At 69.2% G+C, this 26,247-nt stretch carries 27 protein-coding genes; 10 read left to right on the plus strand and 17 right to left on the minus strand.

Annotated features, from left to right (window positions below; genetic code table 11):
* Positions 1–47: 47 nt before the first annotated feature.
* The gene (locus LOK55_RS07810; RefSeq protein ID WP_229934923.1) at positions 48–485 is read right to left on the minus strand and encodes a MarR family winged helix-turn-helix transcriptional regulator; all 438 of its coding nucleotides are present in this window, start codon (positions 483–485) and stop codon (positions 48–50) included.
* Between the two features lie 39 nt (positions 486–524).
* Between LOK55_RS07810 and LOK55_RS07815 the strand changes: the two genes are divergently transcribed.
* Entirely contained in the window at positions 525–782 is a 258-nt protein-coding gene (locus LOK55_RS07815) for a hypothetical protein (protein WP_141378738.1), read from the plus strand.
* Between the two features lie 9 nt (positions 783–791).
* Here LOK55_RS07815 and LOK55_RS07820 read toward each other — a convergent pair whose 3' ends face one another.
* From LOK55_RS07820 to rpsA, 7 genes are all read right to left on the minus strand, one after another.
* Positions 792–2,312: a UDP-N-acetylmuramoyl-L-alanyl-D-glutamate--2,6-diaminopimelate ligase gene (locus tag LOK55_RS07820; protein WP_229934924.1), complete on the minus strand. Its 1,521-nt coding sequence runs from the start codon at positions 2,310–2,312 to the stop codon at positions 792–794.
* 123 nt (positions 2,313–2,435) lie between these two features.
* Positions 2,436–4,517, minus strand: coding sequence for an excinuclease ABC subunit UvrB (gene uvrB / locus LOK55_RS07825; RefSeq protein WP_229934925.1), 2,082 nt, complete (start codon positions 4,515–4,517; stop codon positions 2,436–2,438).
* Between the two features lie 366 nt (positions 4,518–4,883).
* On the minus strand, positions 4,884–5,486 hold the full coding sequence (gene coaE, locus LOK55_RS07830; protein WP_229934926.1) for a dephospho-CoA kinase: 603 nt from the start codon (positions 5,484–5,486) through the stop codon (positions 4,884–4,886).
* A 13-nt stretch (positions 5,487–5,499) separates the two neighbouring features.
* Positions 5,500–6,672, minus strand: coding sequence for a diguanylate cyclase (locus tag LOK55_RS07835; RefSeq protein ID WP_229934927.1), 1,173 nt, complete (start codon positions 6,670–6,672; stop codon positions 5,500–5,502).
* The gene (locus LOK55_RS07840; protein WP_229934928.1) at positions 6,669–7,988 is read right to left on the minus strand and encodes a cell wall metabolism sensor histidine kinase WalK; all 1,320 of its coding nucleotides are present in this window, start codon (positions 7,986–7,988) and stop codon (positions 6,669–6,671) included. Before LOK55_RS07840 ends, LOK55_RS07835 begins: the two co-directional genes overlap by 4 nt.
* Positions 7,901–8,365, minus strand: a complete 465-nt coding sequence (locus LOK55_RS07845; protein ID WP_229934929.1) for a hypothetical protein — start codon at positions 8,363–8,365, stop codon at positions 7,901–7,903. The genes LOK55_RS07840 and LOK55_RS07845 overlap by 88 nt, the downstream gene beginning before the upstream one ends.
* Positions 8,366–8,462: 97 nt before the next feature.
* Complete coding sequence (rpsA, locus tag LOK55_RS07850) at positions 8,463–9,917, minus strand: 30S ribosomal protein S1 (protein WP_196322877.1); 1,455 nt, start codon at positions 9,915–9,917, stop codon at positions 8,463–8,465.
* A gap of 273 nt (positions 9,918–10,190) precedes the next feature.
* Here rpsA and LOK55_RS07855 point away from each other — a divergent pair, with 273 nt between their 5' ends.
* On the plus strand, positions 10,191–10,541 hold the full coding sequence (locus LOK55_RS07855; RefSeq protein WP_141378726.1) for a hypothetical protein: 351 nt from the start codon (positions 10,191–10,193) through the stop codon (positions 10,539–10,541).
* 5 nt (positions 10,542–10,546) lie between these two features.
* On the opposite strand, the gene LOK55_RS07860 is transcribed toward LOK55_RS07855, so the two are convergent.
* A complete protein-coding gene (locus LOK55_RS07860) occupies positions 10,547–11,542 on the minus strand; it encodes a cation diffusion facilitator family transporter (RefSeq protein ID WP_229661378.1) in 996 nt (331 codons plus the stop codon).
* Positions 11,543–11,572: 30 nt separating this feature from the next.
* Positions 11,573–11,857 (minus strand): YchJ family protein, encoded by a 285-nt coding sequence (locus LOK55_RS14410; protein ID WP_374107634.1) that lies wholly within the window; start codon positions 11,855–11,857, stop codon positions 11,573–11,575.
* Positions 11,858–12,059: 202 nt separating this feature from the next.
* Between LOK55_RS14410 and LOK55_RS07870 the strand changes: the two genes are divergently transcribed.
* The 3 genes from LOK55_RS07870 to LOK55_RS07880 all read left to right on the plus strand — a co-directional run bounded on the left by LOK55_RS07870 (position 12,060) and on the right by LOK55_RS07880 (position 14,351).
* The gene (locus LOK55_RS07870; protein WP_229934931.1) at positions 12,060–12,596 is read left to right on the plus strand and encodes a hypothetical protein; all 537 of its coding nucleotides are present in this window, start codon (positions 12,060–12,062) and stop codon (positions 12,594–12,596) included.
* A 131-nt stretch (positions 12,597–12,727) separates the two neighbouring features.
* Positions 12,728–13,396 carry a hypothetical protein gene (locus LOK55_RS07875; RefSeq protein ID WP_229934932.1) on the plus strand — a complete coding sequence of 223 codons (669 nt, stop codon included), beginning with the start codon at positions 12,728–12,730 and terminating at the stop codon, positions 13,394–13,396.
* 37 nt (positions 13,397–13,433) lie between these two features.
* Entirely contained in the window at positions 13,434–14,351 is a 918-nt protein-coding gene (locus LOK55_RS07880; RefSeq protein ID WP_229934933.1) for a 5'-3' exonuclease, read from the plus strand.
* 60 nt (positions 14,352–14,411) lie between these two features.
* Here LOK55_RS07880 and LOK55_RS07885 read toward each other — a convergent pair whose 3' ends face one another.
* From LOK55_RS07885 to trpD, 3 genes are all read right to left on the minus strand, one after another.
* A complete protein-coding gene (locus tag LOK55_RS07885) occupies positions 14,412–15,422 on the minus strand; it encodes a PHP domain-containing protein (protein ID WP_229934934.1) in 1,011 nt (336 codons plus the stop codon).
* Positions 15,423–15,487: 65 nt separating this feature from the next.
* A complete protein-coding gene (locus tag LOK55_RS07890) occupies positions 15,488–15,982 on the minus strand; it encodes an aromatic ring-opening dioxygenase LigA (protein ID WP_141378715.1) in 495 nt (164 codons plus the stop codon).
* 107 nt (positions 15,983–16,089) lie between these two features.
* On the minus strand, positions 16,090–17,163 hold the full coding sequence (gene trpD / locus LOK55_RS07895) for an anthranilate phosphoribosyltransferase (RefSeq protein ID WP_229934935.1): 1,074 nt from the start codon (positions 17,161–17,163) through the stop codon (positions 16,090–16,092).
* A 132-nt stretch (positions 17,164–17,295) separates the two neighbouring features.
* Between trpD and LOK55_RS07900 the strand changes: the two genes are divergently transcribed.
* From LOK55_RS07900 to LOK55_RS07920, 5 genes are all read left to right on the plus strand, one after another.
* On the plus strand, positions 17,296–17,940 hold the full coding sequence (locus tag LOK55_RS07900) for a heme-copper oxidase subunit III (RefSeq protein WP_229934993.1): 645 nt from the start codon (positions 17,296–17,298) through the stop codon (positions 17,938–17,940).
* Positions 17,941–17,960: 20 nt separating this feature from the next.
* Positions 17,961–18,761 carry a c-type cytochrome gene (locus LOK55_RS07905; RefSeq protein WP_229934936.1) on the plus strand — a complete coding sequence of 267 codons (801 nt, stop codon included), beginning with the start codon at positions 17,961–17,963 and terminating at the stop codon, positions 18,759–18,761.
* A gap of 30 nt (positions 18,762–18,791) precedes the next feature.
* Entirely contained in the window at positions 18,792–19,871 is a 1,080-nt protein-coding gene (locus tag LOK55_RS07910; RefSeq protein WP_229934937.1) for a ubiquinol-cytochrome c reductase iron-sulfur subunit, read from the plus strand.
* Positions 19,868–21,688, plus strand: coding sequence for a cytochrome bc complex cytochrome b subunit (locus LOK55_RS07915; protein WP_268252408.1), 1,821 nt, complete (start codon positions 19,868–19,870; stop codon positions 21,686–21,688). Before LOK55_RS07910 ends, LOK55_RS07915 begins: the two co-directional genes overlap by 4 nt.
* A gap of 81 nt (positions 21,689–21,769) precedes the next feature.
* A complete protein-coding gene (locus LOK55_RS07920) occupies positions 21,770–22,192 on the plus strand; it encodes a rhodanese-like domain-containing protein (RefSeq protein ID WP_229934938.1) in 423 nt (140 codons plus the stop codon).
* A 63-nt stretch (positions 22,193–22,255) separates the two neighbouring features.
* Here LOK55_RS07920 and LOK55_RS07925 read toward each other — a convergent pair whose 3' ends face one another.
* From LOK55_RS07925 to coxB, 4 genes are read right to left on the minus strand one after another with little or no spacing between them, the layout of a single operon-like run.
* Complete coding sequence (locus LOK55_RS07925) at positions 22,256–23,047, minus strand: PP2C family serine/threonine-protein phosphatase (protein WP_229934939.1); 792 nt, start codon at positions 23,045–23,047, stop codon at positions 22,256–22,258.
* A 20-nt stretch (positions 23,048–23,067) separates the two neighbouring features.
* The gene (locus LOK55_RS07930; RefSeq protein ID WP_229934940.1) at positions 23,068–23,502 is read right to left on the minus strand and encodes a cytochrome c oxidase subunit 4; all 435 of its coding nucleotides are present in this window, start codon (positions 23,500–23,502) and stop codon (positions 23,068–23,070) included.
* The gene (gene ctaD, locus LOK55_RS07935; RefSeq protein ID WP_229934941.1) at positions 23,503–25,269 is read right to left on the minus strand and encodes a cytochrome c oxidase subunit I; all 1,767 of its coding nucleotides are present in this window, start codon (positions 25,267–25,269) and stop codon (positions 23,503–23,505) included.
* Positions 25,269–26,165, minus strand: coding sequence for a cytochrome c oxidase subunit II (gene coxB, locus LOK55_RS07940; RefSeq protein WP_229934942.1), 897 nt, complete (start codon positions 26,163–26,165; stop codon positions 25,269–25,271). Before coxB ends, ctaD begins: the two co-directional genes overlap by 1 nt.
* Positions 26,166–26,247: the final 82 nt, after the last annotated feature.

A 26,247-nucleotide genomic window follows, 5' to 3' on the forward strand; every position in this document is an offset into this window, starting at 1 on the left:
CCGAGCATTCGGTCGGCGGCCGCTCCGGCGGGTCGCCGGCCGGCCGCTCAGCCGCTTCGCCGGCCGGAGAACGGAGCGAGACCGTCGCGGAGGGCGGCGAGCTCTGTGGCATCCATCCCCACCCGCGCCATGATCTGCTCGGGGACGGCCAGGGCGAGGGTGCGCAGCTCGGCGCCCTCGGTGGTGAGCGCGATCTCGAGCACGCGCTCGTCGGCGGCGCTCCGGGCCCGCGTGACGAGACCCTGCCCCTCCAGCCGCTTGACGATCGGCGAGAGGGTCGCCGGTTCCATCGCGAGCTCGTCGGCGAGTTCGCCGAGCGCCCGCGGCGCGTGCTCCCACAGCGCGAGCATGACGAGGTACTGCGGGTGCGTCAGCCCGAGGGGCTCGAGCACGGGGCGGTAGATCGAGACGACGTTGCGCGCAGCGGTGACGAGCGCGAAGCAGAGCTGGTTCTCGAGTTTCAGCAGATCGTCGCGCGGGCCCATGCGCCGCATTCTACTCGATTCGTTAGTACACTAATCATCATGACACGAAGCGATCGCGACCGGCCGTCGCTGCGCGAACGCGCGCGAGCCGGCGGCGGCTGGTACGCGTACCTCAACAACCGCCTGATCCGTTTCGCCGGCCCGGCATCCGTCGGCCCCTACGACACCGCACCCGAGCCGGCGCGCACCGAGCGCGCTTGTCCCCTGTGCAAAGCGCCGATGTCGCAGCACACCTTCGACCGATCCGGCCCGAAGCCGCTCATGCACTGCCCCGACGGCGTCCCGAGCGTGAGCTGATCCCCGAGCTCAGTTCGCGGCGCGTCGACGCGCCAGAGCCCACTCGACCTCGTCGGGGTCGCTGTGCGGCACGATGCCGTGCGCCGTGATCTGGTGCCGCTCGTCGCCCTTGCCGACGATGACGAGCAGGTCACCGGGCTGCGCCAGGTCGACCGCGTGGTGGATCGCCTCGGCCCGGCCCGCCACGTCGAACACCTCGGCGCGCGAGCCGCGCGTGCCCGCGACGACGGCTCGACGGATCATGGCGGGGTCTTCGTCGGCCGGGTTGTCGTCGGTGACGACGACGACGTCGGATGCCATGGCCGAGAAGCGCCCCATCAGCGGGCGCTTGTGGGCGTCGCGGTTGCCGTTCGAGCCGATCACCGTGATGATGCGGCCGGGGGTCGCGGGGCGGAGCGCACACAGCAGCGCGTTGATCGCCTCCGGCTTGTGGCCCGCGTCGATCACGACGCGGAAGTCCGCGTCGACGGGCACGAACTGCACGCGCCCCTCGGGCCCGGTGAAGTCGGCGAGGCCGGCGACCGAGCGCTCGAGCGGGTATCCCACCCGGTCGAGTGCGGCGACGGCGGCGAGGATGTTGCTCACCGTGAAGGTGCCGATGATCGGGGTCGTGAAGCGCGCCGACTGCCCCTCGGGGCCGACGACGGTGAAGGCCGAGCCGTCCGGCCCGAGCTCGATGTCGACGGCGCGCCAGTCGGCGTCGCGGCCGGTGATCGAGAATGACTCGGTGTTCAGCTCCGGGTCGTCGTGGAAGCGGCGGCCGGCCTGATCGTCGATGTTCACGAGCGCGAGTCGCGACATCGCCGGGGTGAGCAGCTCGCGCTTCGCGGCCCGGTAGTTCTCCTGCGAGCCGTGGAAGTCGAGGTGGTCGTGACCGAGGTTGAGGAACACCGCGACGTCGAATACGAGGCCATCCACGCGGCGCATCGAGATCGCCTGGCTCGAGACCTCCGACGACACCCAGCGCACGCCCTGCTCCCGCATGCGGGCGAGGAGCGCCTGCATGGCGGGCGCCTCGGGAGTGGTGAGCTTCGTGGGCACCGGGACGCCGTCGATCTTCGAGCCCATCGAGCCGATGAGCCCGCTGTGGTGCTCGCCGAGCGCCGCGTCGATGAGGAACGTCGTCGAGGTCTTGCCCTGCGTGCCGGTGACGCCGATGGTCTTCAGCGCGTCGGCGGGCCGGTCGTAGAACCACACCGAGAGGCGGCCGAGCACGGCACGCGGGTCGGCGACGACGATGATCGGCACCCCGCTCGGAACGAGCGCGGCACCGTCGGGGTCGGTGAGCACGGCGACCGCGCCCGCGGCGAGGGCGTCGGAGGCGTACCGCGCGCCGTGCGTGCTCGCGCCGCCCGCCGCGACGAACAGGTCGCCGGGGCGGACGCCCTGCGTGCTGAGCGCGATGCCGGTCACCGCCGGACCGTCCGTGACGAGTTCGCCGTCGACCTGCGCGGCGATGTCCGCCAAGGGGTGGGTGAACGTCGCGTCCGGCCGTTCGTCGTGCTGCTGTCGCCGGGATTCGTTCGTCACAGATGCCTCTCGCGCCCTCTCTCGGGCGACCGTCTTGCCAACCACACGACGATACCAAACGCCGGGTCGGAGCCGGCTCAGCGCCGCCGCGTGCGACCCTGGTCACCGGTCATCCAGCCGGGGTCAGGCGTGCCCCGCCTTCTCCATCGCGCGCAGCTCCTTCTTGAGGTCCTGCACCTCGTCGCGGAGCCGCCCGGCGAGCTCGAACTTGAGCTCCGACGCGGCGGCGAGCATCTGATTCGACAGGTCCTGGATCGTCGCCTCGAGCTGCATCGCCCCCTCGGCGGCGATGCCTTCGCGTCGCAGCTGCGGGGTCGGCGACTTGCCCTTGCCCGACTTGTTCTTCGCGGTCGCGCGGCCGCTCAGCAGGTCGTTGGTGTCGGATGCCTCGCGGGTGAGCGCGTCGGTGATGTCGGCGATCTTCTTGCGCAGCGGCTGCGGGTCGATGCCGTTCTCGAGGTTGTAGGCGATCTGCTTCTCGCGGCGGCGGTCGGTCTCCTCGATCGCGGAGCGCATCGAGTCGGTCATGTTGTCGGCGTACATGTGCACCTCACCCGACACGTTGCGCGCCGCGCGCCCGATGGTCTGGATGAGCGACGTGCCGCTGCGGAGGAACCCCTCCTTGTCGGCGTCGAGGATCGCCACGAGTGACACCTCGGGCAGGTCGAGACCCTCGCGCAGCAGGTTGATGCCGACGAGCACGTCGTAGACGCCCTGCCGCAGCTCGGTGAGCAGCTCGACCCGGCGGAGGGTGTCGACATCGGAGTGCAGGTAACGCACCCGCACGCCGTGCTCGCCGAGAAAGTCGGTGAGCTCCTCCGCCATCTTCTTCGTCAGCGTCGTCACGAGCACGCGCTCGTCGCGCTCGACGCGTACCCGGATCTCTTCGAGCAGGTCGTCGATCTGGCCCTCCGACGGCTTCACGATGATCTCGGGGTCGACGAGCCCCGTCGGGCGGATGATCTGCTCGACCACGCCGTCCGCGATGCCCATTTCGTAGCGGCCGGGCGTCGCGGACAGGTAGACGGTCTGCCCGATGCGCTGCTTGAACTCGTCGAAGCGCAGTGGCCGGTTGTCGAGCGCGCTCGGCAGCCGGAAGCCGTGGTCGACGAGGGTGCGCTTGCGCGAGGCATCCCCTTCGTACATCGCGCCTATCTGCGGCACCGTCACGTGCGACTCGTCGATGACCATCAGGAAGTCGTCGGGGAAGAAGTCGAGCAGCGTGTGCGGCGGCTCGCCGGGCGCGCGCCCGTCGAGGTGGCGGGAGTAGTTCTCGATGCCCGAGCAGAAGCCGAGCTGCTGCAGCATCTCGAGGTCGAACGTGGTGCGCATGCGCAGCCGCTGCGCCTCGAGGAGTTTGCCCTGCCCCTCGAGCTCCTTCAGTCGAACCGCGAGCTCTTCTTCGATCGTGCCGATCGCGCGCTGCACGGTGTCGGTGCCCGCGACGTAGTGCGAGGCGGGGAAGATCGGCACGCTGTCCATCTTCTGCACGATCTCGCCGGTGAGCGGGTGCAGCATGTACAGCGCCTCGATCTCGTCGCCGAACAGCTCGATGCGCACGGCGTACTCCTCGTACACCGGGATGATCTCGATCGTGTCGCCGCGCACGCGGAAGTTGCCGCGGGAGAAGTCGACGTCGTTGCGGTTGTACTGCATCGCGATGAACTTGCGGATGAGCGCGTCGCGGTCATAGCGCTCGCCCACCTGCAGGGCCACCATCGCGCGCAGGTACTCCTCCGGCGCGCCGAGGCCGTAGATGCACGACACCGTCGAGACCACGACCACATCGCGCCGGCTGAGGAGCGAGTTGGTCGTCGAGTGCCGCAGCCGCTCGACCTCGGCGTTGATCGACGAGTCCTTCTCGATGAAGGTGTCGGTCTGCGGCACGTACGCCTCGGGCTGGTAGTAGTCGTAATAGCTGACGAAGTACTCGACCGCGTTGTTGGGCATGAGCTCGCGGAACTCGTTCGCGAGCTGCGCGGCGAGGGTCTTGTTGTGCGCGAGCACGAGCGTCGGGCGCTGCACCTGCTCGATGAGCCAGGCTGTCGTCGCCGACTTGCCGGTGCCGGTCGCACCGAGCAGCACGACGTCGGTCTCGCCGGCGTTGACACGTGCCGCGAGCTCCGCGATCGCCTGCGGCTGATCGCCGCTGGGCTCGTACTCGCTGATCACCTCGAACGGGCGGACGGAACGCGTGGTCTGCATCAGACCAGGCTATGCCGACCCACCGACACCGGGGGCGGTGTTCGCCGACGGCGGCAGAACGCCGCAGACGGCGGATGCCACGGAGCGGCCGTTCACGCGTCGGGGTCGTCGCCCGATTCGAAGTCGCCGGTCGCGAAGTCGTCCCATTCGAACTCCGGGTCGGACCGCCGCGCTGCGCTGAAAAGGTGGGGCATGGTCGTCTCCGATCGTCGATGGAGCGTCGTGGAACTCAGGTCATGCCACCGAGAGTAGCCCCGCGATATGAACGGGGCGTTGCGGGCCGGTCACTGCGCGGTGACCGGTCGCCGCGAGGATGCCGAGGGCATCCGCCCGACCGGCCGTCCAGACTTCCTCGGCCCTTCGGGGTCAGCGCGTCGCGGTGAGGCGCTCCCACAGCGCGTCGGCCTGGGTCAGCGTCTCTTCGAGCGAGCCCGCCGTGTCGATCACGACATCGGCGATCGCGCGGCGCCGGTCGTCGCTCACCTGCGAGGCGAGGCGCGCCGCGGCATCCGATTCACTGAGTCCACGCTCGTCGACGAGCCGCCCCGCGCGCAACGCCGCCGGGGCGTCGGCGACGACGATGAGGTCCCACGGGTCATCCACGCGCGCCTCGACGAGCAAGGGCACGTCGTAGACGACCACGGCAGCCGGATCGGCGTCGAATGCGGCCGCGAACCGCCGCGCCGATTCGGCGCGGACGGCCGGGTGGACGATCGCGTTGAGCCGCGCGAGCGCCTCGTCGTCGCCGAACACCCGCGCGCCGAGCGCGGCGCGGTCGAGCGCCCCGTCGGCGGTGATCACGTCCTCGCCGAAGGCCGCGGCGATCTCGTCGAGCACGGGCGAGCCGACCGCCTGCACGTCGCGGACGATCGCGTCGGCGTCCACGACGACGGCCCCCCGATCGGCGAGGCGGCGGGCGATCGTGGACTTGCCGGAGGCGATTCCACCGGTCAGCGCGATGAGGGGCACGGATGCCAGCCTGTCACGATGACGCGGCCGGCGCATCGACCAGCACCGACGCGCCCGGCGTGGCCGCCGCCCGTCGCGCCGCAGCGCGGGCCCCGCGCAGGAGCGCCCCGACGTCGTAGCCGACGTCGCCGGTGAACGCGACGCCCACGCCGACGAACGGGAACAGCCCCGAATCGGCGCGGGCCAGTTCCTCCATGCATCCGCGGTAGATCATCGCGCCGAGGCGGCGCGCGTCGGCGGCGGTCGGGGCGAGTGCCGCGACGGCGAGACGGTGCTCGTCGTCCTCGCCGACGATCGCCGAGGCCGGGGCGTAGCGGCGCACCGCCTGGCGGCAGGCGCCGCTGATGTCGTCGGCGGCCTCCTGCCCGAACGCGGTGCGGATCTCGGCGAGGCCCTCGACGTGGATGACGATGATCACGACGCCCTCGGACCGCCACGAGGCACGTTCGATGATGTCCGCGCTCGCGGCCACGAAGGTGCGCGCGAGCATGACCCCGTCCGATGCGACGCCCCGCTCGGTCAGCCACTCGTAGCGCTGCTCGGCGCTCCGGTGCGAGCGCAGCACCGACGTGACGATCGCGGCGACGACGGTGAGTACGACAGTCACGATGTTCGCGCTGATCGTGCCGAACCAGCGGCTGAACAGCGGGCTCGCCGGACCGGCGGCGAGAAAGAGCACCAGCCGCACCGCGGAGAAGAGTGCCGCGAACAGCAGCACAGCCGCGAGCGCCCACCCGCTTCGGATGTGCCCGAGCGGCGCCCGGAGCGCCTCGGCGGCGGCGACGAACAACGCGACCAGACACGCCGCCATCGTCGTCCACCCGCCCCAGCTGCCCCAATCGTCGGCCTGGATCAGCGCGGCGGCGAAGCTCGCCAGCGCGAAGACGACCACGAGCACGAGCGACCAGCCGATCGGCCGATCGTTGAAGCGGCGCGCCCCGAGCCAGACGAACCCGGGCACCAGCACGAAGAGGCTGTTGCCGACGGCCACCGAGACGAACCCACCGACGCCCGACGACCAGGCCATGTAGGCGATGGCCGCGGACAGCCCGCAGAAGAACGCCACCGCCCAGAGCCGCCCCGGCCCGGCGTCGCGCCGGAAGATCGTCTCCAGGATGTACGTGATGCTCGCCACGGATGCCACGATCGCGGTCATCACCGTCACGGTGAACAGATCGAGGGTCATCGGCTCGTCCTCGTCTCAGCGTGCGCGGGGAGCACGATGGTGAAGGTCGACCCGACACCCGGATCTGAGGCGACCGTGAGTGTGCCGTCGTGCGCCTTGATGATGTCGGCGCTGATCGCGAGGCCGAGCCCGTTGCCGGCGACGTCCTCCGACGCGCGGAAGAATCGCTCGAAGACGTGCTCCTGGTCTTCGGCGGCGATGCCCACGCCGGTGTCGCGCACCGCGATGGTCGTGGCTTCGCCGTCGGTCGACACCGTGACATCCACCGCTCCCCCGTCGCGGTTGAACTTGATGGCGTTGCCGAGGAGGTTGTCGATGACCTGGCGGAGCCGGCCGGGGTCGGCGTACACGACGGCGTGCCCCGTCTCCGTCACGCTCACCTTGATCACCCGGTCGGCAGCGACCGGGCCGAGCGCGAGCACCGACTCGCGCACGAGCTCGACCGCGTCGATCTCGCGAGGGTGCACGGCGGCCTCCACCGAGGTGCGCGACCGCCGCGAGATGAGCAGGATGTCGGAGATGATCGCGAGCAGGCGTTCGCCGCTGCCGAGAGCCGTGTCGAGGTATCGCCGGACGCGCTCGGAGTGATCGTCCTCGTCGATGGCGAGCTCGAGGTACCCCAGCACCGAGGTGAGCGGGGTGCGCAGCTCGTGCGAGACCGACGCGACGAGGTCATCGCGCGCGCGCAGTGCCTCCTGCTCCGCGGTGACGTCGCGCGCGACGAGCACGCCGCCGGCGTCGGCCCCCCGGTGATCGAGCAGCCGACGGGCGGTGAACGTCAGCGCGACGCGCCGCCCCTCGGCATCCTGCGACCACACGGTCTCGTCCTCGAAGCTTTCGCCGCGGCGCGCCCGCGCCAGCGGATGGCCGTGCGCGTCGAGCGGCGTCTCGCCGTCCTCCTGCAGCAGCACCCGGGTCTCGCCCGCGGCGTGCAGTCGGGGCATGGATCCGCCGAGACGTCCGACGGCGTCGTTCTCGTAGACGACGTCGCCGCCGACCGAGAAGCGCACCACGCCGAAGTCGACGGTGTCGAGCACCTCGGTGACCAGCTGCTCCTGCTGCACGGCGGCGGAGCGCGCGAAGGCGAGGCGCGCGGCCTGCGCGTCGAGGAGGTCTCGCTGCGCCGCGAAGCGACGCGCCGAGGCGTACACCGCGCTGCTGATCGCGATGATGACGAGGGGCAAGAGGAAGGACGCGAAGCTGAACACCGGCTCCGGGCCCACCGCGATCAGCGACCAGTACAGCGCCGGGATGAGGACGCAGCACGTGATGAGCCCGGCACGCCCGAGCGTGGCGAGCCACATCGCCGGGAACACCCAGAGCAGCCCGAGCCCCCGATGGGATCGGCCTGGCGCATCAGCGCGATCGCGACGATGTCGACGAGCGGCAGCACGGCGACCCAGCCGGCGGGAATGCTCGTCCACGGCACGGCGAGCGCGGCGATGCCGCCGAGGCCGATGAGGAGAGCGCCGAGCGCGAACAGCTCGGGGCGATGGATGAAGCCGCCTACGAGACCGACGACGAACAGCACCGCGACGATCGCGCACAGCAGCAGCTGGTTGGCCGCCGCGGTGCGGTCGCGCAGGTCGAATCGCTGCCCGTCGCGCCGCGGACGCTGCTGCGAGGTGAGCGCGGCGCGGTGGGTGGTCGCCCGTTGGAAACGCTTCACAACACCGACGTTATCGCTCCTCATCAGTGTTATCCCTCCACACCGGTCCCATCCCGCCGCACAAAAAGCCACAGGGGCCGCGGCCCGAAGGCCACGACCCCTGTCGGAAGGATGCTGCGGATCAGCGACCCGAGAGCTTCTCGCGCAGAGCCGCGAGCGCCTCGTCGTCGGCGAGGGTGCCGCCACCGCCGAGGTCGGAGGTGAACGACGACGACGCCGAGGTGGTCTCAGTCGGCGCGTTCGCCTCGGCCTCGAGGGCCTTGGCGACGGCGACCTTGTGCGCCTCCCAGCGAGCCTGGGCAGCGGCGTACTCCTGCTCCCACTTCTCGCGCTGAGCGTCGAAGCCCTCGAGCCAGGCACCCGACTCGGCGTCGAAGCCCTCAGGGTACTTGTACTCGCCGTTCTCGTCGTACTCGGTCGTCATGCCGTACAGCGCCGGGTCGAACTCGGTGCCGTTGGGGTCGACCGACTCGTTGGCCTGCTTGAGCGACAGCGAGATGCGGCGACGCTCGAGGTCGATGTCGATGATCTTGACGAAGACCTCTTCGCCGACCGAGACGACCTGCTCGGCGAGCTCGACGTGCTTGCCGGAGAGCTCCGAGATGTGCACGAGGCCCTCGATGCCGTCCGCGACGCGCACGAACGCGCCGAACGGGACGAGCTTGGTGACCTTGCCCGGTGCGACCTGACCGATCGCGTGCGTGCGGGCGAAGACCTGCCACGGGTCCTCCTGCGTCGCCTTCAGCGACAGCGAGACGCGCTCGCGGTCGAGGTCGACCTCGAGGATCTCGACGGTGACCTCCTGGCCCACCTCGACGACCTCGGAGGCGTGCTCGATGTGCTTCCAGCTGAGCTCGGAGACGTGCACGAGGCCGTCCACGCCGCCGAGGTCGACGAACGCACCGAAGTTGACGATCGACGAGACGACGCCCTTGCGGACCTGGCCCTTGTGCAGGTTGTTGAGGAACGTGGTGCGCGACTCGGACTGCGTCTGCTCGAGCAGGGCGCGGCGCGAGAGCACGACGTTGTTGCGGTTCTTGTCGAGCTCGAGGATCTTGGCCTCGATCTCCTGGCCGAGGTACGGCGTGAGGTCGCGGACGCGACGCAGCTCGATGAGCGAGGCGGGGAGGAAGCCGCGCAGGCCGATGTCGACGATGAGGCCACCCTTGACGACCTCGATGACCTGACCGGTGACGACGCCGTCGTTCTCCTTGATGCGCTCTACGTCGACCCACGCGCGCTCGTACTGCGCACGCTTCTTGGAGAGGATCAGGCGACCTTCCTTGTCCTCCTTCTGAAGGACCAGGGCCTCGACCTCGTCGCCGACCTTGACGACCTCGTTGGGGTCGACGTCGTGCTTGATCGAAAGCTCGCGCGAGGGGATGACGCCCTCGGTCTTGTAACCGACGTCGAGGAGGACCTCGTCGCGGTCGATCTTGACGACGGTGCCTTCGATGAGGTCTCCGTCGTTGAAGAACTTGAGCGTCTTCTCGACCGCGGCCAGGAAGTCCTCAGCAGATCCGATGTCGTTGATGGCGACCTGCTTGGTGGCCGGGGCGGTCGTTGCGGTAGTCATGTAGTGGGTTGTCCTTGGGTGGTTGTGTTGTCGGGCCGAGCCCCGTCCGAACGCACAGGGGCGAACGGATGCCAGGGACTGCAGCGGTTGGATTCTCTTGCGATGTCACGCACGCATGCCGAATGGCCACAGGCGTGACACTTCATGCTATCAGAACCGGCTCCGCCCCGTCCGGATGCCGTCGCCTCCTCCCCAATCGGCCGATCTGCGGATCGGTCCACAGATCGGTGCCGGCGGGCATTCCCGGCCTGGCCGACGCGTCAGGCTCGGCCCATGACAACGACAACTCCGCGCACCGCTCCCGCCGCCTCATCCGCACCGCGCCGCCCGCAGTGGCCGATGGTGCTGTCCGTCATGACGCTCGTCCTCTCGGGCGGCATGGGGCTCCTCTTCGTCGTGCTGTGGTTCAGCTCCGCCGCGCAGGGCGACTTCGCACTGCTGATGGGGCTGCTCGCGCTCGGCGCGATCCTCCCCCTCGTGCTGCTCGTCGGCTTCGCCGTCGTGCTCGCCGCCCTGTGCGCCCGCCGCGGCGAGAACATCGCGATGTGGCTGTCGATCGCCTCGATCGTCTGCCAGCTGCCGGTGATCGCCGCGGTGGTGATGGTGCTGCAGTGGATGATGTGAGCGCGTCAGCCGTGCAGCGAGTCGGCCGGGTTCTGCGGATCCAGGGCCGGGGCGTCGGGCCGCGAAAGAGTGAGCACGACCCAGGCCACCCGCGGGCTCGTGGCGACCTCGTCCTCGATCTCGTTGAGGGTCGCCGCGACTTCGTGCTCCGCGGTGTCGCCGGCGAGGTCGACGGCGGCCACGACGAACACCCGCCCGGGGCCGACGTACTCGATGTGCAGGTAGGTGATCTGCGCGATCGCCGGGTGGGCGAGCAGCCGCTGCAGCGCGGCGGCGCGCACGTCGGGCTCGACAGCCACGCCGATGAGGAAGCGGCGGTTCTGCCGGATCAGCACGTAGGCGACGACGGCGAGCAGCAGACCGACGAGGATCGACCCGACCGCGTCGGGCACCGCCGACCCCGTGATCTGGTGCAGCAGGATGCCGACGAAGGCGATGACGAGACCGATCAGCGCCGCGGCATCCTCGAAGAACACCGCGCGCAGCGTCGGGTCGGACGTGCTCATGACGTGGTCGAGCACGTCGCGGTGCGACGCGGATGCCTCGCGACGCGACTGACGCCACGCCTGCAGGAACGAGGTGCCCTCGAGCACGAAGGCGATAGCGAGCACCGCATACGAGATGCCGAACCGGTCGGCGGGCTCGGGATCGAACAGCTCCTGCACGCCGTGCATGATCGAGACGCCGGCGCCGACGACGAAGAGGCCGAACGCCGCGAACAGCGACCACACGTAGGCCTCGCGGCCGTAGCCGACGGGATGGCTCGCGTCGGCCGGCTTGACGCTCCGTCGCGCGGCGACGTAGAGGAAGATCTCGTTGCCGGTGTCGGCCCACGAGTGCGCCGCCTCGGCGACCATCGACGCCGCTCCGGTGAGGGCCGCGGCGATCGTCTTGGCGATCGCGATCAGCAGGTTCGCGCCGAGGGCGATCAACACCGTGAGCATCGACGCAGGCTCGACGTCGGCGGCTGCCGCCGCCGCGCGGTCAGGTCGCGTGGGCATGACCACACGCTACTCTCACGCCGCGACGCGTCAGGAGACCTCGCCGTCGAGGTAATACCAGCGCCCCGCCGCGCGGCGGAACCTGCTCACCTCGTGCAGCACCCCGCGCTGACCGCTGGGTGCGTCGTGCCACCGCGCGCGGAACTCGACCGTGGCGCGGCGGTCGTCGGCGGCGGTCGTCGCGTCGATGATCTCGAGGCCGTCCCATCGCATCGCGGGGTCGAGAGTGAGGCTCTCCGGCGCGGTGGACGGATGCCACGTCGCGCGCAGGTGCGCCGCGTCGCCCACCGCGAAGGCGGTGTAGCGCGAGCGCATGAGCTGTTCGGCTGTCGGCGCCGGCCTCCCCGCGAGGACCCGACCGCAGCAGGTGCCGAACGTCCCTCCGCCGCACGGGCAGGGGTCGTCCGGCGCCGGACGCGACCGGCGCTCGGCAGCTGTTCCGAAAGACATGCTTTCGAGCGTACGCGTCTGTGGATAACCGGACGGAAGGCGGATGCCATTGGCTAGCGTTAGCACCATGGCACACCGCATGCGACGCACGATTCTCGCGGGAGCGGCCACCGCACTCGCGCTGGCGCTCACCACGGCGTGCACACCCGACCCGGCACCCAGCCCCACACCCACCGGCTTCGCCTCCGAAGAAGACGCCTTCGCCGCCGCGGAGGCCACCGTTCACGAGTACTTTGACGCTTCCAACAGAGTGGTCCTGTCGGACCCCGAGACATTCGAGGACGTGTTCGCGTTAACAGCTGCTGATCAGAACGCCTTCGACAGAAAGCGCTACTCGGAGTACAACGCCGAATCGTACGTACTCGTCGGCTCGTCCGACGTAGTCGCAGTCCAGCCCTCATCATGGGATCCGACTCAACAAATGGCCGTAGTCGACGTATGCCTAGATGTCTCGACGCTGGATCTGCAGCGAGCAGACGGTACTTCTCTGGTCTCTGCGGATCGTCCGGATGAGCAGAACCTCCAGATCACGCTACAAGCGTCATCAGAACACTTCCTAATAACGTCGATTGAGGGAAGCGACCAGTCATCGTGCGGAACCTAGTCATCTACGGGCTAGCCGCGCTGTCCTTGGCGGTTGCGGCTCCGGTTACGACAGTCGTGAAAGCGGCTCCTCCCTGCGACTACGTCACGGAGTACTGCAAGGGCACCTCGACTGACGGCTCGTCAGTCGAGGTGAGCGGGACTCTGACGGGCGACTCCAACGACGGTCGCTCACGGCCCACACCAGATGACGACGACACCGACGACACTCCCTCGCCCGACACGACTCCCCCGGCACCAGCCACGCCGCCCGTCGATGATTGCCGTCCTACCGATCCGGCTTCCTGCACGGTGCAGCCCGACCCGCCGCCGGCGATCCCCCAGCCGACGCTGAGCGACGTGGCCCGGTTCGCCCCGGCATCCGCTCCCCTGATCGACGAACCCGACGGCGTCGGCGTGGTGGGCATGCCGATGAACTTCGTCGTCGACGCCACCACGCACGAAGTCACCGGCACGCTGTTCGACCTGCCGGTGACCGTCCGGTTCACCCCGACATCCGTCCTCTTCGTGCACGGCGACGGCACGAGCCGCGAATCCGACGACGGCGGCCAATCCTGGGCGACGCTCGGACTCGCCCAGTTCAGCGCGACATCGACCAGCCACGCGTATTCCACCCGCGGCACCTACACCGCCTCCGCCGCCGTCCGCTACGCCGCCGACGTGAACTTCGGCGGTGGATGGATCACCGTCCCCGGCACCCTCGAGATCCCCACCACCGCCGGCGACGTCCAGATCTTCGAGGTGCGCACCGCCCTCGTCGACAAGACCTGCCTCGAAAACCCCAGCGGCATCGGCTGCTGACCCGCCACGCGCAGCGGCCGCGTGTCAGGATGATCGCGTGACCGACCGCCTCATGCTGCTCGACACCGCCAGCCTCTACTTCCGCGCGTTCTACGGCGTGCCCGACACCGTGAAGGCGGCCGACGGCCGTCCCGTCAACGCCGCGCGCGGACTGCTCGACATGATCGCGAAGCTCGTGATGACGTACGAGCCGACCCACCTCGTCGCCTGCTGGGACGACGACTGGCGCCCGCAGTGGCGCGTCGACCTCATCCCCAGCTACAAGGCGCACCGCGTCGCCGAACTCGTCGAGACCACCCGCGATGTGGAAGAGGTGCCTGACCCCCTCGAGGCCCAGATCCCCGTCATCCGCGCCGCACTCGATGCCCTCGGCATCCCCGTCGTCGGAGTTCCGGCGCACGAGGCCGACGACGTCATCGCGAGCTTCGCCGCGCAGTCGGCGATGCCCGTCGACATCGTCACCGGTGACCGCGACCTCTTCCAGCTGGTCGACGACGCCCACGGCATCCGCGTCATCTACACCGGCCGCGGCATGAGCAACCTCGAGGTGCTCGACGAAGCCGCCGTCGTCGAGAAGTATCGTGTGCTGCCCGCGCAGTACGCCGACTATGCGGTGCTGCGCGGCGACGCCTCCGACGGGCTGCCCGGCGTCGCCGGCGTCGGCGAGAAGACCGCCGCGACCCTCCTCGCCGCGCACGGCGACCTCACCGGCATCCTGGCTGCCGCCGAGACCGGCACCGGGATGACCGCCGGCGTGCGGGCGAAGCTGCTCGCCGCTGCCGACTACCTCGCCGTCGCCCCCACCGTGGTCGAGGTGGTCCGCACACTCGACCTGCCCGTCGTCGACACTCAGCTGCGCACCCCCGACGCCGCCACGGTCGCAAGCCTCGGCGCCGAATGGAACCTCGGTTCCTCCCTCGACCGGGCCGTGGCGGCCATCAGCGCCCAGCACTGACCGCGAACCCGCGAACGCGGATCACGCCGAGCGGCCGCGTTCCCCGCAACCCGCGCCGACTCAGCGCGCCCGCGCCGTCCACGCGCGCAGCCGGTCGAACGGCCAGGTGGTCACGATCCGCTCGGCCGGAACGCCCGCGCGCTCGGCGCGGGCGGCGCCCTCATCGAGCAGCCCGAGCTGCCCCGGGGCGTGCGCGTCGGAGTCGATCGAGAAGAGGCATCCTGCCTCGAGTGCGACGGCGATCAGCTCGCCCGGCGGGTCCTCGCGCTCCGGGCGTGCGTTGATCTCGACAGCGACACCGTGCGCGGCGCACGCGTCGAACACCGCCCGGGCGTCGAACGTCGACGGCGGCCTCGTCCCCCGCTCGCCCGCGATGAGGCGCCCGGTGACGTGACCGAGCACGTCGACCCGAGGATGGGATGCCGCGGCCACCAGTCGCCGCGTCATCGGCACGGCATCCATCCGCAGCTTCGAATGCGCCGACGCGACCACCACGTCGAGGTCGCCGAGCAACGCGTCGTCCTGGTCGAGCGCACCGTCGTCGAGGATGTCGACCTCGATGCCACTCAGCAGTGTGAACCCGGCCGCGCCGTCCCCGCCAGCGGCGTTCAGCTCGGCCACGACCTCCAGCTGCTCGCGCAGGCGCTCGGCACTGAGCCCGTTCGCGACCCGCAACCGCGGCGAATGGTCCGTCAGCGCGAGGTACTCGTGACCGAGCGCCCGCGCCGCCGCGGCCATCTCGGCGATCGAGGTGGTGCCGTCCGACCAGTCGGAGTGGCAGTGCAGGTCACCGCGCAGGAGTCCGCGGAGCGCCGAGCGGGCCGGCGCATACCGCTCGCGCAGCCGCGCGAGGTAGTCCGGCACCTCGCCCGCGAGCGCCTGGCCGATCACCGCGAGCGACGAGTCGCCGACCCCCTCGCGCCGCCGCAGCGCCGCGGTGTCGGCGAGCTGCTCGCGACTCAGCTCGGCGATCGCCGCCGCCGCGGTGCGGAACGCCTTCGACCGATAGCGCGACGCACGCTCGCGCTCGAGCAACGCGGCGATCTCGAGGAGCGCGTCGACGGGTTTCATGGTGTCTTCCGAAAGCACGATGGGCCCGCGCTCGCGCGCAGGCCCATCGAACGAAGGGTGAGGCCTCAGGCCCGGGTGACCGTCGAACGACGGACGATGACCGGGACGGATGCCAGGCGGTTCAGCGCCCAGCCGAACAGGATCGACAGGATGCCGACGCCGATCGCGAAGGCGGCGACGCCGAACGAGACGACCGAGGTGAACAGCGAGGTCCGCAGGAACGACGCGTTCATCATCGTGGTGCGTACCGGGTCGTCCTGCGCGAGCTCGGCGTACGTCTTGCCGCCCGAGATCTTGAGGGCGTGGCGCTGGATGATGTCGGCCTGCACGTACGCCGTGAAGGGACCGGCGACGGTCTGCCCCTGGAAGGCCATCGCGTCGTCGGGCACCGTGATGTTCTCGGCGCGCAGCTGCGTCGAGACCATCACCCAGACGACGATGCCCACGACGATGAGTGCGATGCCGCCCAGGATGCCGAGGACGCCGGCGACCTTGACGATGCCGACCTTCTTCTGCGGGGGCTCGATGGTGTCGGCCGTGACGACCACTTCTTCGGACATGGGGGCGTTCCTCTCTGGGGATGCCGGGATGTTGAGTTCACGGTATCCGGCACACCGCGGAGGGCAGCAGAGAGGCGACCGGACAAACCCGGCCGAGGTCGGTGCGGTCAGTCCTCGCCGTCGGCCGCGTCACGCTGCGTGGCGGCGACCCAGAGCGCCAGCACACCGTCGGCCGCGCCGTCGTCGATGGCCGTCGCCGCGCGGTCGCGCGCCTGTGCGAGACGCTCGAGGATCGGCCGCTGCACCTGCGCCGCGTCGCGGAACAGCTCGTACGACACGATGCCGGCCGCCGCGTTCAGCAGGACGATGTCGCGCACCGGCCCCTGCTCCCCGCCGAGCACCCGGCGCACGACCTCCGCATTGTGGAGCGCGTCGGCGCCGAGGAGGTCGTCGATATCGGCGAGGGGGATGCCGATGTCCCGCGGGTCGATGTCGTGCTCGTGCACGTCGCCGCGGCTGATCTCCCACAGCCGGCTGTGCCCCGTGGTGGTGAGCTCGTCGAGCCCGTCGTCGCCGCGGAAGACGAGCGCGGTCGCGCCGCGCGTCTGGAACACCCCGGTGATGAGCGGCACGCGGTCGAGGTTCGCCACGCCGACCGCGTTCGCCTCGGCGCGCGCGGGGTTGCAGAGCGGCCCGAGGAAGTTGAACACCGTCGGCACGCCGAGCTCCGACCGGGTGGGTCCGGCGTGACGGAATCCGGGGTGGAAGGCCGAGGCGAAGGCGAAGGTGATGCCGACCTCGCCGAGCACCGCGGAGACGCGCTCGGGCGAGAGGGTCAGATCGATGCCGAGGGCGCCGAGCACGTCGGACGATCCGGAGGCCGAACTGGCCGCGCGGTTGCCGTGCTTGACAACAGGGATGCCCGTGGCCGCCGCCACGATCGCCGACATCGTCGACACGTTGACGGTGCCGAATCGGTCTCCCCCGGTGCCGACGATGTCGAGCACCTCGGCCGGCACGGGGAGCGGCAACGCCGCCTCGAGGATGGCGTCGCGGAAGCCGACGATCTCGTCGACCGTCTCGCCCTTGGCGCGCAGCGCCAGCAGGAATCCGCCGAGCTGCGAGGGGGTCGCGCGCCCCGACATCACCTGCCGCATCGCCCAGGTGGCCTCCGACACGCTGAGGTCACGCCGATCGAGGATCGTGGTGAGGATTTCCGGCCACGAGAAGAGCTCCGCCATGACCGTCGATCCTATCGGCAGACTGCCAGCACACTCGCGGCGCGCTCCGAGCGCATTCCGATGCCCCCGAAAGTCCGGTGATCCGCACGGAGACCTTCAGGGATGCGAAAACTGGGCGCCGCATCCGCCATAATGGGGAGCGTGACGACCACTCCAGCGACCTATTCCCAGGCCTTGCGCTCCGTCAAGCGACCGGATCCGGTCGCTGTGGGCACCATCGTGTGGCTGGGTAGCGAGGTCATGTTCTTCGCCGGCCTCTTCGCGATCTACTTCACCCTGCGCAACGTCTCCCCCGACCTGTGGGCCGAGAGCACGCAGGACCTCAACGTGCCGTTCGCCGCGGTCAACACGCTGATCCTGGTGCTGTCGTCGTTCACCGCTCAGGCCGGCGTCTTCGCCGCCGAGCGCTTCCAGCCCTACCGCACCGGTTCGTTCTGGCAGTTCCGCAAGTGGGGCATGGTCGAGTGGTTCTTCCTCTCCTTCGTCATGGGCGCCGTCTTCGTCTCCGGCCAGGTGTTGGAGTACGCGACGCTCGTCGCCGAGGGCCTGCCGATCACCGCGAACTCCTACGCGTCGGCGTTCTACCTCACCACCGGTTTCCACGCGCTGCACGTGACGGGCGGTCTCATCGCCTTCCTCCTCGTGATCGGCCGCGCCTTCGCCGTGAAGAACTTCGGGCGCAAGGAGATGACGTCCGCGATCGTCGTGTCGTACTACTGGCACTTCGTCGACGTCGTCTGGATCGTCCTGTTCTTCGTCATCTACGTCGTCAAGTGAGAGCGGAGCTGACTCCTTCCATGCCTTCGAAGACCCCACGCCAGAAGACCGGCCGTCGCAGCAAGTGGGCCGCGGCCGCGCTGATCGGCATCGGCCTGCTCGTCACGGGCGGCATCTACGCCGGCGCCTCCGCGGCGATGGCGGCGACCGAGCCCACCTCGGCATCCACCGCGCTCACCGTCGAGGACGGCAAGAAGCTCTTCCAGGCCAACTGTGCGACCTGTCACGGGCTGAACCTCGAAGGCACCGCCGACGGCCCGTCGCTGTACGGCGTGGGCGAGCTCGCGGTCGAGTTCCAGATGTCGACCGGCCGCATGCCCCTGCAGATGCAGGGGCCCCAGGCTCCGCAGAAGCCTGCGCAGTTCACGGAAGACCAGATCAAGGCGATCGCCGCCTGGGTGCAGTCTGTTTCCCCCGGTCCGACGTACCCGGATCCCGAGGTCATCGACGGTAAGGGTGACGTCGCCAACGGCGCCGAGCTCTTCCGCATCAACTGCGCGATGTGCCACAACGTCGCCGCAGCCGGTGGCGCCCTGACGGAGGGCAAGTACGCCCCCGCCCTGACGTCGACGAGCCCCCTGCACATGTACGCCGCGATGGTGACGGGCCCGCAGAACATGCCGGTCTTCAACGACATGACGCTGACGCCCGACGAGAAGCGCGACATCATCTCCGCACTGCTCTACCTGCGGGAGAACGAGTCTCCCGGTGGCTGGTCGCTCGGCTCGCTCGGCCCGGTCTCCGAGGGTCTGTTCATCTGGATCTTCGGCATCGGAACACTCATCGGCATCACCGTGTGGATCACGGCGAAGTCGAACTGATCGATCACTGACGTACGGAACGGACGCACCATGGCACACGAGGAAGACGTGCTCGAGCACGAGAGGGCTTCATGGCAACCCTCCCCCGGGCTCGCCGTCGCGGTTCCCGACCCCGTGCAGAACCCCGGTCTGCCGCCGCATCGGGAGCGCATCACCGACAAGGATCCGGCCGCCATGAAGCGCGCCGTCCGCACGGTGTACACCCTCTTCTACCTCTCCCTCGCGGGGAGCATCTGGGCGATCGCCGCCTACATGCTCTTCCCGATCGAGAGCGGCCGGATGGTCGACATCCGCCACAACAACCTCTTCATCGGTCTCGGCATCGCGCTCGCGCTGCTGGCCCTCGGCATCGGTGCGATCCACTGGTCGAAGGCCGTCATGAGCGACAAGGAGTTCGTCGAGCCGCGCCACGCGACGCGCGGCCGCGATACGACCCGCGAAGGCGCCGTCGAGGCGTTCCGCGAGGCGAACGAGGAGTCCGGCTTCGGACGCCGCACCGCCATCCGCGGGTCGCTCATCGCGGCGCTGGTCGCTTCGATCCTCCCGGGAATCACCCTCTTCCGCGGCCTCGCCCCCGAGTCGAGCCCCGAGAACCCGATCGCCGGAGACCCGGTGGCGCTGCTCAGCCACACGATGTGGAAGAAGGGCGAGCGCCTCGCGCACGACCCGTCCGGCAGGCCCATCCGCGCCGCCGACCTGACGCTCGGCTCGGCCGTGCACGTCATCCCCGAGTCGCTTGCGTCGCTCAGCCACCAAGACGGCTACCTCGAGGAGAAGGCGAAGGCGATCGTGCTCCTCATGCGTCTGCTCCCCGAGCAGCTGCCCGCCGAGCACAACAAGCTGGAGTGGTCATACGACGGCATCGTCGCCTACTCCAAGGTGTGCACGCACGTCGGATGCCCCGTGGCCCTGTACGAGCAGCAGACCCACCACCTGCTGTGCCCCTGTCACCAGTCGCAGTTCGACGTGTCGCGCTCCGCGGCGGTCATCTTCGGCCCGGCCGCCCGTCCGCTGCCGCAGCTGCCGATCACCGTCGACGACGAGGGCTACCTCGTCGCGCAGAGCGACTTCACCGAGCCCGTCGGCCCGAGCTTCTGGGAGCGTCATTGAGCACCGCGACCGTCACTGAGTCCCCGTCGAGCACCGCACGCCCCGGCACCGATCCGCAGAGCGAGAAGCCGCTCGGCGGACGGTTCGTCGCGGGCGCCGCGAACTACATCGACGAGCGGACGAGCCTCTCCGGCCTCGTCAAGGAGCTCGGACGCAAGATCTTCCCCGACCACTGGTCGTTCATGCTCGGCGAGATCGCCCTGTGGAGCTTCGTGGCCGTGCTGCTGTCCGGCACGTTCCTGACGTTCTTCTTTCAGGCATCCATGGTCGAAACGCACTACGCGGGCGCCTTCCTGCCCCTCCGCGGCGTCGAGATGTCGGCAGCGCTGGATTCCACCCTGCGCCTGTCGTTCGACATCCGCGGTGGTCTGCTCGTGCGTCAGATCCACCACTGGGCCGCGCTCGTGTTCGTCGCCGGTATCGGCGTGCACATGCTGCGCGTCTTCTTCACCGGCGCCTTCCGCAAGCCCCGCGAGCTCAACTGGGTGATCGGCTTCATCCTGTTCATCCTCGCGATGGCCGAGGGCTTCACCGGCTACTCGCTTCCCGACGACCTGCTCTCGGGCAACGGCCTCCGCATCATCGACGGCATGATCAAGGGCATCCCGCTGATCGGCACGTGGACCTCGTTCCTGCTGTTCGGCGGCGAGTTCCCCGGCACGCAGATCGTGGGTCGCCTGTACACGCTGCACATTCTGCTGCTGCCGGCGATCCTCGTCGCGCTGCTCGTGGCGCACCTCATGCTGATGGTCATCAACAAGCACACGCAGTTCGCCGGCCCCGGCCGCACGAACAGCAACGTCGTAGGCTACCCGATGATGCCGGTGTACATGACGAAGATGGGTGGATTCTTCTTCCTCACCTTCGGCGTGATCGTGCTGATCGCCTCGCTGTTCACGATCAACCCGATCTGGAACTACGGTCCCTACGACCCCTCCCCGGTGTCTGCCGGCACGCAGCCCGACTGGTACATCGGCTTCGCCGACGGTGCCCTTCGTCTCGTGCCGCCGCACCTGGAGTTCGTGCTGTGGGACCGCACCTGGTCGTTCAACATCCTGCTGCCGCTCGGCATCATCGGGATCTTCATCGTCCTGGTGCTCATCTACCCGTTCATCGAGGCGTGGGTCACCGGCGACAAGCGCGAGCACCACATCGCCCAGCGTCCCCGCAACGCCCCGACGCGCACCGCGATCGGTGTCGCCGGCGTGATCTTCTACGCCGTGCTGTGGGCGGCCGCCTCGTCCGACATCATCGCGACCCACTTCCGCCTCACGATGGAAGGCGTCATCCACACGCTGCAGGCGCTGCTGATCGTCGGCCCGATCCTCGGGTACTTCATCGCCAAGCGCATCGCCCTCGCGCTGCAGAAGAAGGACCGCGAGATCGCGCTGCACGGCTACGAGTCGGGCCGCATCGTGCGCCTCCCCGGTGGCGAGTACATCGAGGTGCACCAGCCCGTCGACGCGTACGAGCGGGTCAAGCTGGTCGACTACGAGACCAACGCGCCGCTCGTGGTGCGCCCGAACGACCAGGGCCGCATTCCGTGGCACGAGAACTTCCGCGCCTCGCTGTCGCGCTGGTTCTTCGAAGACCGGCTGGTCCCCGTCACGCAGGCCGACGTCGACGCCGCCGAGGCGCACTCGCACCACGAGCTCGCGCACATCGACGAGGAGGAGAACCTCGAGCTCCAGGGCATGCACGAGCGCGCCGGTGTTCCGGATGCCCCGCACCACCCGATCGACGACGGTCACAACCCGGAGACGGCCAACCGTCCGTCGAACATCATCATCCCGGACGACGAGCCGAAGAAGGACTGACCGCTCATCTGGCAGACAAGCGGCGAGGAGTGACCGCCACGGTCCTCCTCGCCGCTTTCTGGTTGCCCTAGCGTGAGAGGCATGACCGACGCCCTCGCCTACTTCTCCGCCAAGCTCACCCACGAGACCGACGCCTCCGACGTGTACGCCGCCCAGCAGGCCGGTGACGCGTTCGTGCTGGTGGATGTCCGGAGCGCGGATGCCTGGGCGCAGGGGCACGCCGTGGGCGCCGTCCACGTGCCGTATCGCGACATCGCCGCCCGGGCGGCGGAGTTCGACCCGGCCGTCCCCGTCGTCGTGTACTGCTGGAGCCCGGGATTCAACGCCGGCGCCAAGGGCGCCGTGGAGTTCGCGAAGCGGGGGTTCTCGGTGCGCGAGATGATCGGCGGCTACGAGTATTGGGCTCGGGAGGGGCTGCCGGTCGAGGGTGAAGACGGTCCCCTCCCCCGCGTGTTCGACCCGCTGGTGATGTACGTGCGGCCCGAGAGGTCCGAGAGGGGCTAGCGGCCTCGCGGGAGCGACGACCGGCGCGCGATAGCGCGAGCCCGCCGGTCCGGCCCGGCGTCCTCAGACGGCGGCGTCGAGCTCTTCGGAGAACCGTGCCGCGGCCGCGCCGGCGAAGCGCACCGGGCGAGCATCCGCCGCGCCGTCGACCACGTCGGCGACCGCGGCGGTGACGTTGTCGCGCGATCCCGCGTCGAGGGCGAGGCGCACGGTCTCGTCTGCCGCCGCCTGCGGGTCGCCGGCGCCGCGCAGCACGTCGGCGATGGCATCGTCGGGCAGGTAGTCGCTCACGCCGTCGCTGCAGATCATCCACCGGTCGCCCCTGACCGGCACCCGCTCGGCGACGCGCACGAGGTCGGTCGCGTCTCCGCGCAGCGATGCGGTGATGATGTTGCGACGCGGGTGGGTCATGGCATCCTCTGCCCGCACCAGGCCCTGCTCGACGAGCGTCTGCACGAAGGAGTCGTCGCGCGTCTGGCGCATCAGCTCACCGCCGTGCAGGAGGTAGGCACGGGAATCGCCCGTGTGCGCGAGCAGCAGCGTGCCCCGCTGGCTGAACCACACGGCGGTGAAGGTCGTCGCCATGCCCGCCAGGGCGGGGTCGCGCCGCACGTGCGCGCCGAGATCCCAGTTCGCTTCGCGGATGCGCACGGCCAGCGCCGGGGCATCCATCACCCGGTCACCGCCCGCCACGAGGCGGTGCACGAGCGCCGCCGAGGCGAGATCGCCGGCGGGCCCTCCCCCGACGCCGTCGGCCACTCCGGCGCCCCAGGGCGCGACGAACGCCGCGTCCTGGTTGACGTCACGGTATCCGCCGATGTCGCTGTGGACACCGGCCGACAGACAGAGGGCCATCGCAGGGAGGAGAGCTCAGCTCAGCGCGCGAAGTATCCGCGGTAGTACTCGTACACCCAGCCGACGATCGCGACGAGGAAGACGGCCCCAGCGATCGGCAGCAGGAAGTTGCCGACGGCCAGGCCGATCATGCCGAGCGCGGCCGAGAACGCGAGCACGAGCGGCCACCACGACCACGGGCTGAACTCGCCGATCTCGGGGTCACCGTCGTCGATGTCCGCCGTCAACGTGTCCTCGGGCAGTTCGCCGCCCTGCGCGCGGTGCACGCGGTTGACGTAGAAGCCGATCATGACGGACATCGCGGCCGAGAAGAGCAGGGCGATCGTGCCGACCCACTCGATGGCGTTGTACCACGGCTTGCTGGAGTGCTCGATGATGTTCCAGCCCGTGTAAACGGCCGTCACCAGCAGGAAGAAGCCCGTGAGGATCCACCAGAGATTGACGTTGGTCTTCACTTACTTCACCTCTCCATCGGCCGCATCGACCACGGGCGCATCGGGCGCGTCCTTCGCGGGACCGACGCCCACCGGCACGGCGGCCTCGGGGTGGTTCAGGTCGAACGCAGGACGCTCGCTGCGGATGCGCGGGATCGAGGTGAAGTTGTGGCGCGGCGGCGGGCAGCTGGTCGCCCACTCGAGCGATCCGCCGTAGCCCCACGGGTCGTTGACGGTGACCTTCGGGGCCTTGCGCGCCGTGATCCAGACGTTCAGGAAGAACGGGATCATCGAGGCGCCGAGCAGCATCGCACCGATCGTGGACACCTGGTTCTGCCAGGTGAAGCCGTCGGCCGCCGAGTAGTCCGCGTAGCGGCGCACCATGCCCTCCACGCCCAGCCAGTGCTGGATGAGGAACGTCACGTGGAAGCCGATGAACAGCATCCAGAAGTGCACCATGCCGAGACGCTCGTTGAGCATCCGACCCGTCCACTTCGGCCACCAGAAGTAGAAGCCGGCGAACATCGCGAACACGACCGTGCCGAAAACGACGTAGTGGAAGTGCGCGACGACGAAGTACGAGTCGGACAGGGCGAAGTCGAGCGGCGGCGAGGCGAGGATGACGCCGGTGAGGCCACCGAAGACGAACGAGACGAGGAAGCCGAGGCTGAACACCATCGGGGTCTCGAACGTGATCGATCCACGCCACATCGTGCCGATCCAGTTGAAGATCTTCACACCCGTCGGCACCGCGATGAGCATCGTCATGAGCGAGAAGAACGGCAGCAGCACGGAGCCGGTGACGTACATGTGGTGCGCCCACACCGACACCGACAGCGCCGCGATCGCGATCGTCGCGTAGACGAGCGTCTTGTAGCCGAAGATCGGCTTACGGCTGAAGACCGGGAAGATCTCCGAGACGATGCCGAAGAACGGCAGCGCGATGATGTAGACCTCGGGGTGGCCGAAGAACCAGAACAGGTGCTGCCACAGGAGCACACCGCCGTTGGCCGGGTCGTAGATGTGCGCACCGAGCACGCGGTCGGCGGCGGCGGCGAGGATCGCCGCGGCGAGCACCGGGAAGGCCATCAGGATCAGGATGCTCGTGACGAGCGTGTTCCACGAGAAGATCGGCATGCGCCACATGGTCATGCCGGGCGCGCGCATCGTGATGATGGTCGTGATGAAGTTCACGGCGCCGAGGATGGTGCCGAAACCGCTCATGCCGAGGCCGAGCATCCACAGGTTTCCACCCGCACCGGGTGAGAAGGTGGCGCCGGCGAGCGGCTGATAGGCGAACCAACCGAACGAGGCCGCACCCTGTGGGGTGAGGAAGCCGGCGACCGCGATCAGCGAGCCGAAGATGAACAGCCAGAGCGCGAAGGCGTTCAGACGCGGGAACGCCACGTCGGGCGCGCCGATCTGCAGGGGCAGGATCGCGTTGGCGAAGCCCGCGAACAGCGGCGTCGCGAACATCAGCAGCATGATCGTGCCGTGCATCGTGAACAGCTGGTTGTACTGCTCCTTGGTCGGCACGATCTGCATGCCGGGCTCGAACAGCTCGGCGCGGATGATGAGCGCCATGACGCCGCCGAGCAGGAAGAACAGCACCGACGCGATCAGGTACATGTACCCGATCGTCTTGTGGTCGGTGGAGGTGATCCAGCGGACGAGGATGTTGCCCTTCTGCTCGACGCGCGAAGAGGTCAGCAGAGCTGCCTGGCGCGGCGGCAGGGTGGTGGGGCGGTGCGGAGCCTCGCCCTGGAGCGGGAGCGACGTCGTCGCCATCAGTGTTCTCCCTCGGATTCGGAAGCGCCCGTGCCCGGCAGGTTCTGCAGGCGGTTGTAGGCCTCGTTGATGTCGCCCGTCTGGCCGGCGTCGCGCAGGCCGTCGAGGTACGCGTCGTACTCGGCCTGCTCGACGACCTTCACCTTGAAGAGCATCATCGAGTGGTACTGGCCGCACAGCTCGGCGCACTTGCCGTCGTACTCGCCGACGCGCGTCGGCGTGAACGACCAGTAGTTGTCCTTGCCGATGTACATGTCCTTCTTGTACAGGAAGTCGATGATCCAGAAGGAGTGGATCACGTCACGCGAGGTGAGCTTGATCTTCACCTTCTTGTCGACCGGCAGGTAGAGCGTGGGCAGCTCGCTGGTGATGTCGCCCTTGGCGTCCGTCTGCGCCTGCACGCCCATCGTCCAGACGGCGTCGGACGCGTCGTCGCAGTCCTGCTGGGCGTACTGGAAGTCCCACGCCCACTGCTTGCCGATCGCGGTGATGCAGGCGTCGGGCTCGTCGTACTGGGTCTCGAGCGTCGTCTGGTCGCGTGCCGTGAAGGCGAAGAAGCCCAGCACGAGGATGAGGGGCACGACCGTGTAGAAGATCTCGATCGGCATGTTGTAGCGCAGCTGCACGGGAAGGCCGGTCTGGCCCTTGCGGCGACGGTAGGCGATGGCCGCCCAGCCCATCAGGGCCCAGGTGATCACGCCGACGGCGAGCAGGACGATCCACGAGTTGACCCACAGACCCGACACCATCTCGGTGTGGTTGGTGGCCTGGGTGCCGTCGTCGGTGAAGCCGGGCAGGAACCCGTTCAGCTGAGTCGTCGTGCAGCCCGCGAGGGCGACCGCCGTGACGATCCCGAGCGGGATGGCGGCGAGGCGGAGGCGGCGAGTGACGCGCACGGTGCACCTTTCGGGGTCATGAAGGTCGAACACCGATCAGTCTAGGGCAACCTCCCACGCGATTCAGGCCATGCGCCCAGGA

Source organism: Microbacterium sp. F2E (assembly GCF_020905435.1).
Taxonomy (GTDB): domain Bacteria; phylum Actinomycetota; class Actinomycetes; order Actinomycetales; family Microbacteriaceae; genus Microbacterium; species Microbacterium lacticum.

What these genes read in the sequence shown, in the direction of transcription:
- LOK55_RS07810 (WP_229934923.1), bottom strand. Translation starts at nt 485, where the DNA reads ATGGGCCCGCGCGACGATCTGCTGAAACTCGAGAACCAGCTCTGCTTC.
- LOK55_RS07815 (WP_141378738.1), top strand. Translation starts at nt 525, where the DNA reads ATGACACGAAGCGATCGCGACCGGCCGTCGCTGCGCGAACGCGCGCGA.
- uvrB (WP_229934925.1), bottom strand. Translation starts at nt 4,517, where the DNA reads ATGCAGACCACGCGTTCCGTCCGCCCGTTCGAGGTGATCAGCGAGTAC.
- LOK55_RS07835 (WP_229934927.1), bottom strand. Translation starts at nt 6,672, where the DNA reads ATGACCCTCGATCTGTTCACCGTGACGGTGATGACCGCGATCGTGGCA.
- LOK55_RS07845 (WP_229934929.1), bottom strand. Translation starts at nt 8,365, where the DNA reads ATGAGGAGCGATAACGTCGGTGTTGTGAAGCGTTTCCAACGGGCGACC.
- rpsA (WP_196322877.1), bottom strand. Translation starts at nt 9,917, where the DNA reads ATGACTACCGCAACGACCGCCCCGGCCACCAAGCAGGTCGCCATCAAC.
- LOK55_RS07855 (WP_141378726.1), top strand. Translation starts at nt 10,191, where the DNA reads ATGACAACGACAACTCCGCGCACCGCTCCCGCCGCCTCATCCGCACCG.
- LOK55_RS07860 (WP_229661378.1), bottom strand. Translation starts at nt 11,542, where the DNA reads ATGCCCACGCGACCTGACCGCGCGGCGGCGGCAGCCGCCGACGTCGAG.
- LOK55_RS14410 (WP_374107634.1), bottom strand. Translation starts at nt 11,857, where the DNA reads ATGCGCTCGCGCTACACCGCCTTCGCGGTGGGCGACGCGGCGCACCTG.
- LOK55_RS07870 (WP_229934931.1), top strand. Translation starts at nt 12,060, where the DNA reads ATGGCACACCGCATGCGACGCACGATTCTCGCGGGAGCGGCCACCGCA.
- LOK55_RS07885 (WP_229934934.1), bottom strand. Translation starts at nt 15,422, where the DNA reads ATGAAACCCGTCGACGCGCTCCTCGAGATCGCCGCGTTGCTCGAGCGC.
- LOK55_RS07890 (WP_141378715.1), bottom strand. Translation starts at nt 15,982, where the DNA reads ATGTCCGAAGAAGTGGTCGTCACGGCCGACACCATCGAGCCCCCGCAG.
- trpD (WP_229934935.1), bottom strand. Translation starts at nt 17,163, where the DNA reads ATGGCGGAGCTCTTCTCGTGGCCGGAAATCCTCACCACGATCCTCGAT.
- LOK55_RS07900 (WP_229934993.1), top strand. Translation starts at nt 17,296, where the DNA reads ATGGGGAGCGTGACGACCACTCCAGCGACCTATTCCCAGGCCTTGCGC.
- LOK55_RS07905 (WP_229934936.1), top strand. Translation starts at nt 17,961, where the DNA reads ATGCCTTCGAAGACCCCACGCCAGAAGACCGGCCGTCGCAGCAAGTGG.
- LOK55_RS07910 (WP_229934937.1), top strand. Translation starts at nt 18,792, where the DNA reads ATGGCACACGAGGAAGACGTGCTCGAGCACGAGAGGGCTTCATGGCAA.
- LOK55_RS07920 (WP_229934938.1), top strand. Translation starts at nt 21,770, where the DNA reads ATGACCGACGCCCTCGCCTACTTCTCCGCCAAGCTCACCCACGAGACC.
- LOK55_RS07925 (WP_229934939.1), bottom strand. Translation starts at nt 23,047, where the DNA reads ATGGCCCTCTGTCTGTCGGCCGGTGTCCACAGCGACATCGGCGGATAC.
- ctaD (WP_229934941.1), bottom strand. Translation starts at nt 25,269, where the DNA reads ATGGCGACGACGTCGCTCCCGCTCCAGGGCGAGGCTCCGCACCGCCCC.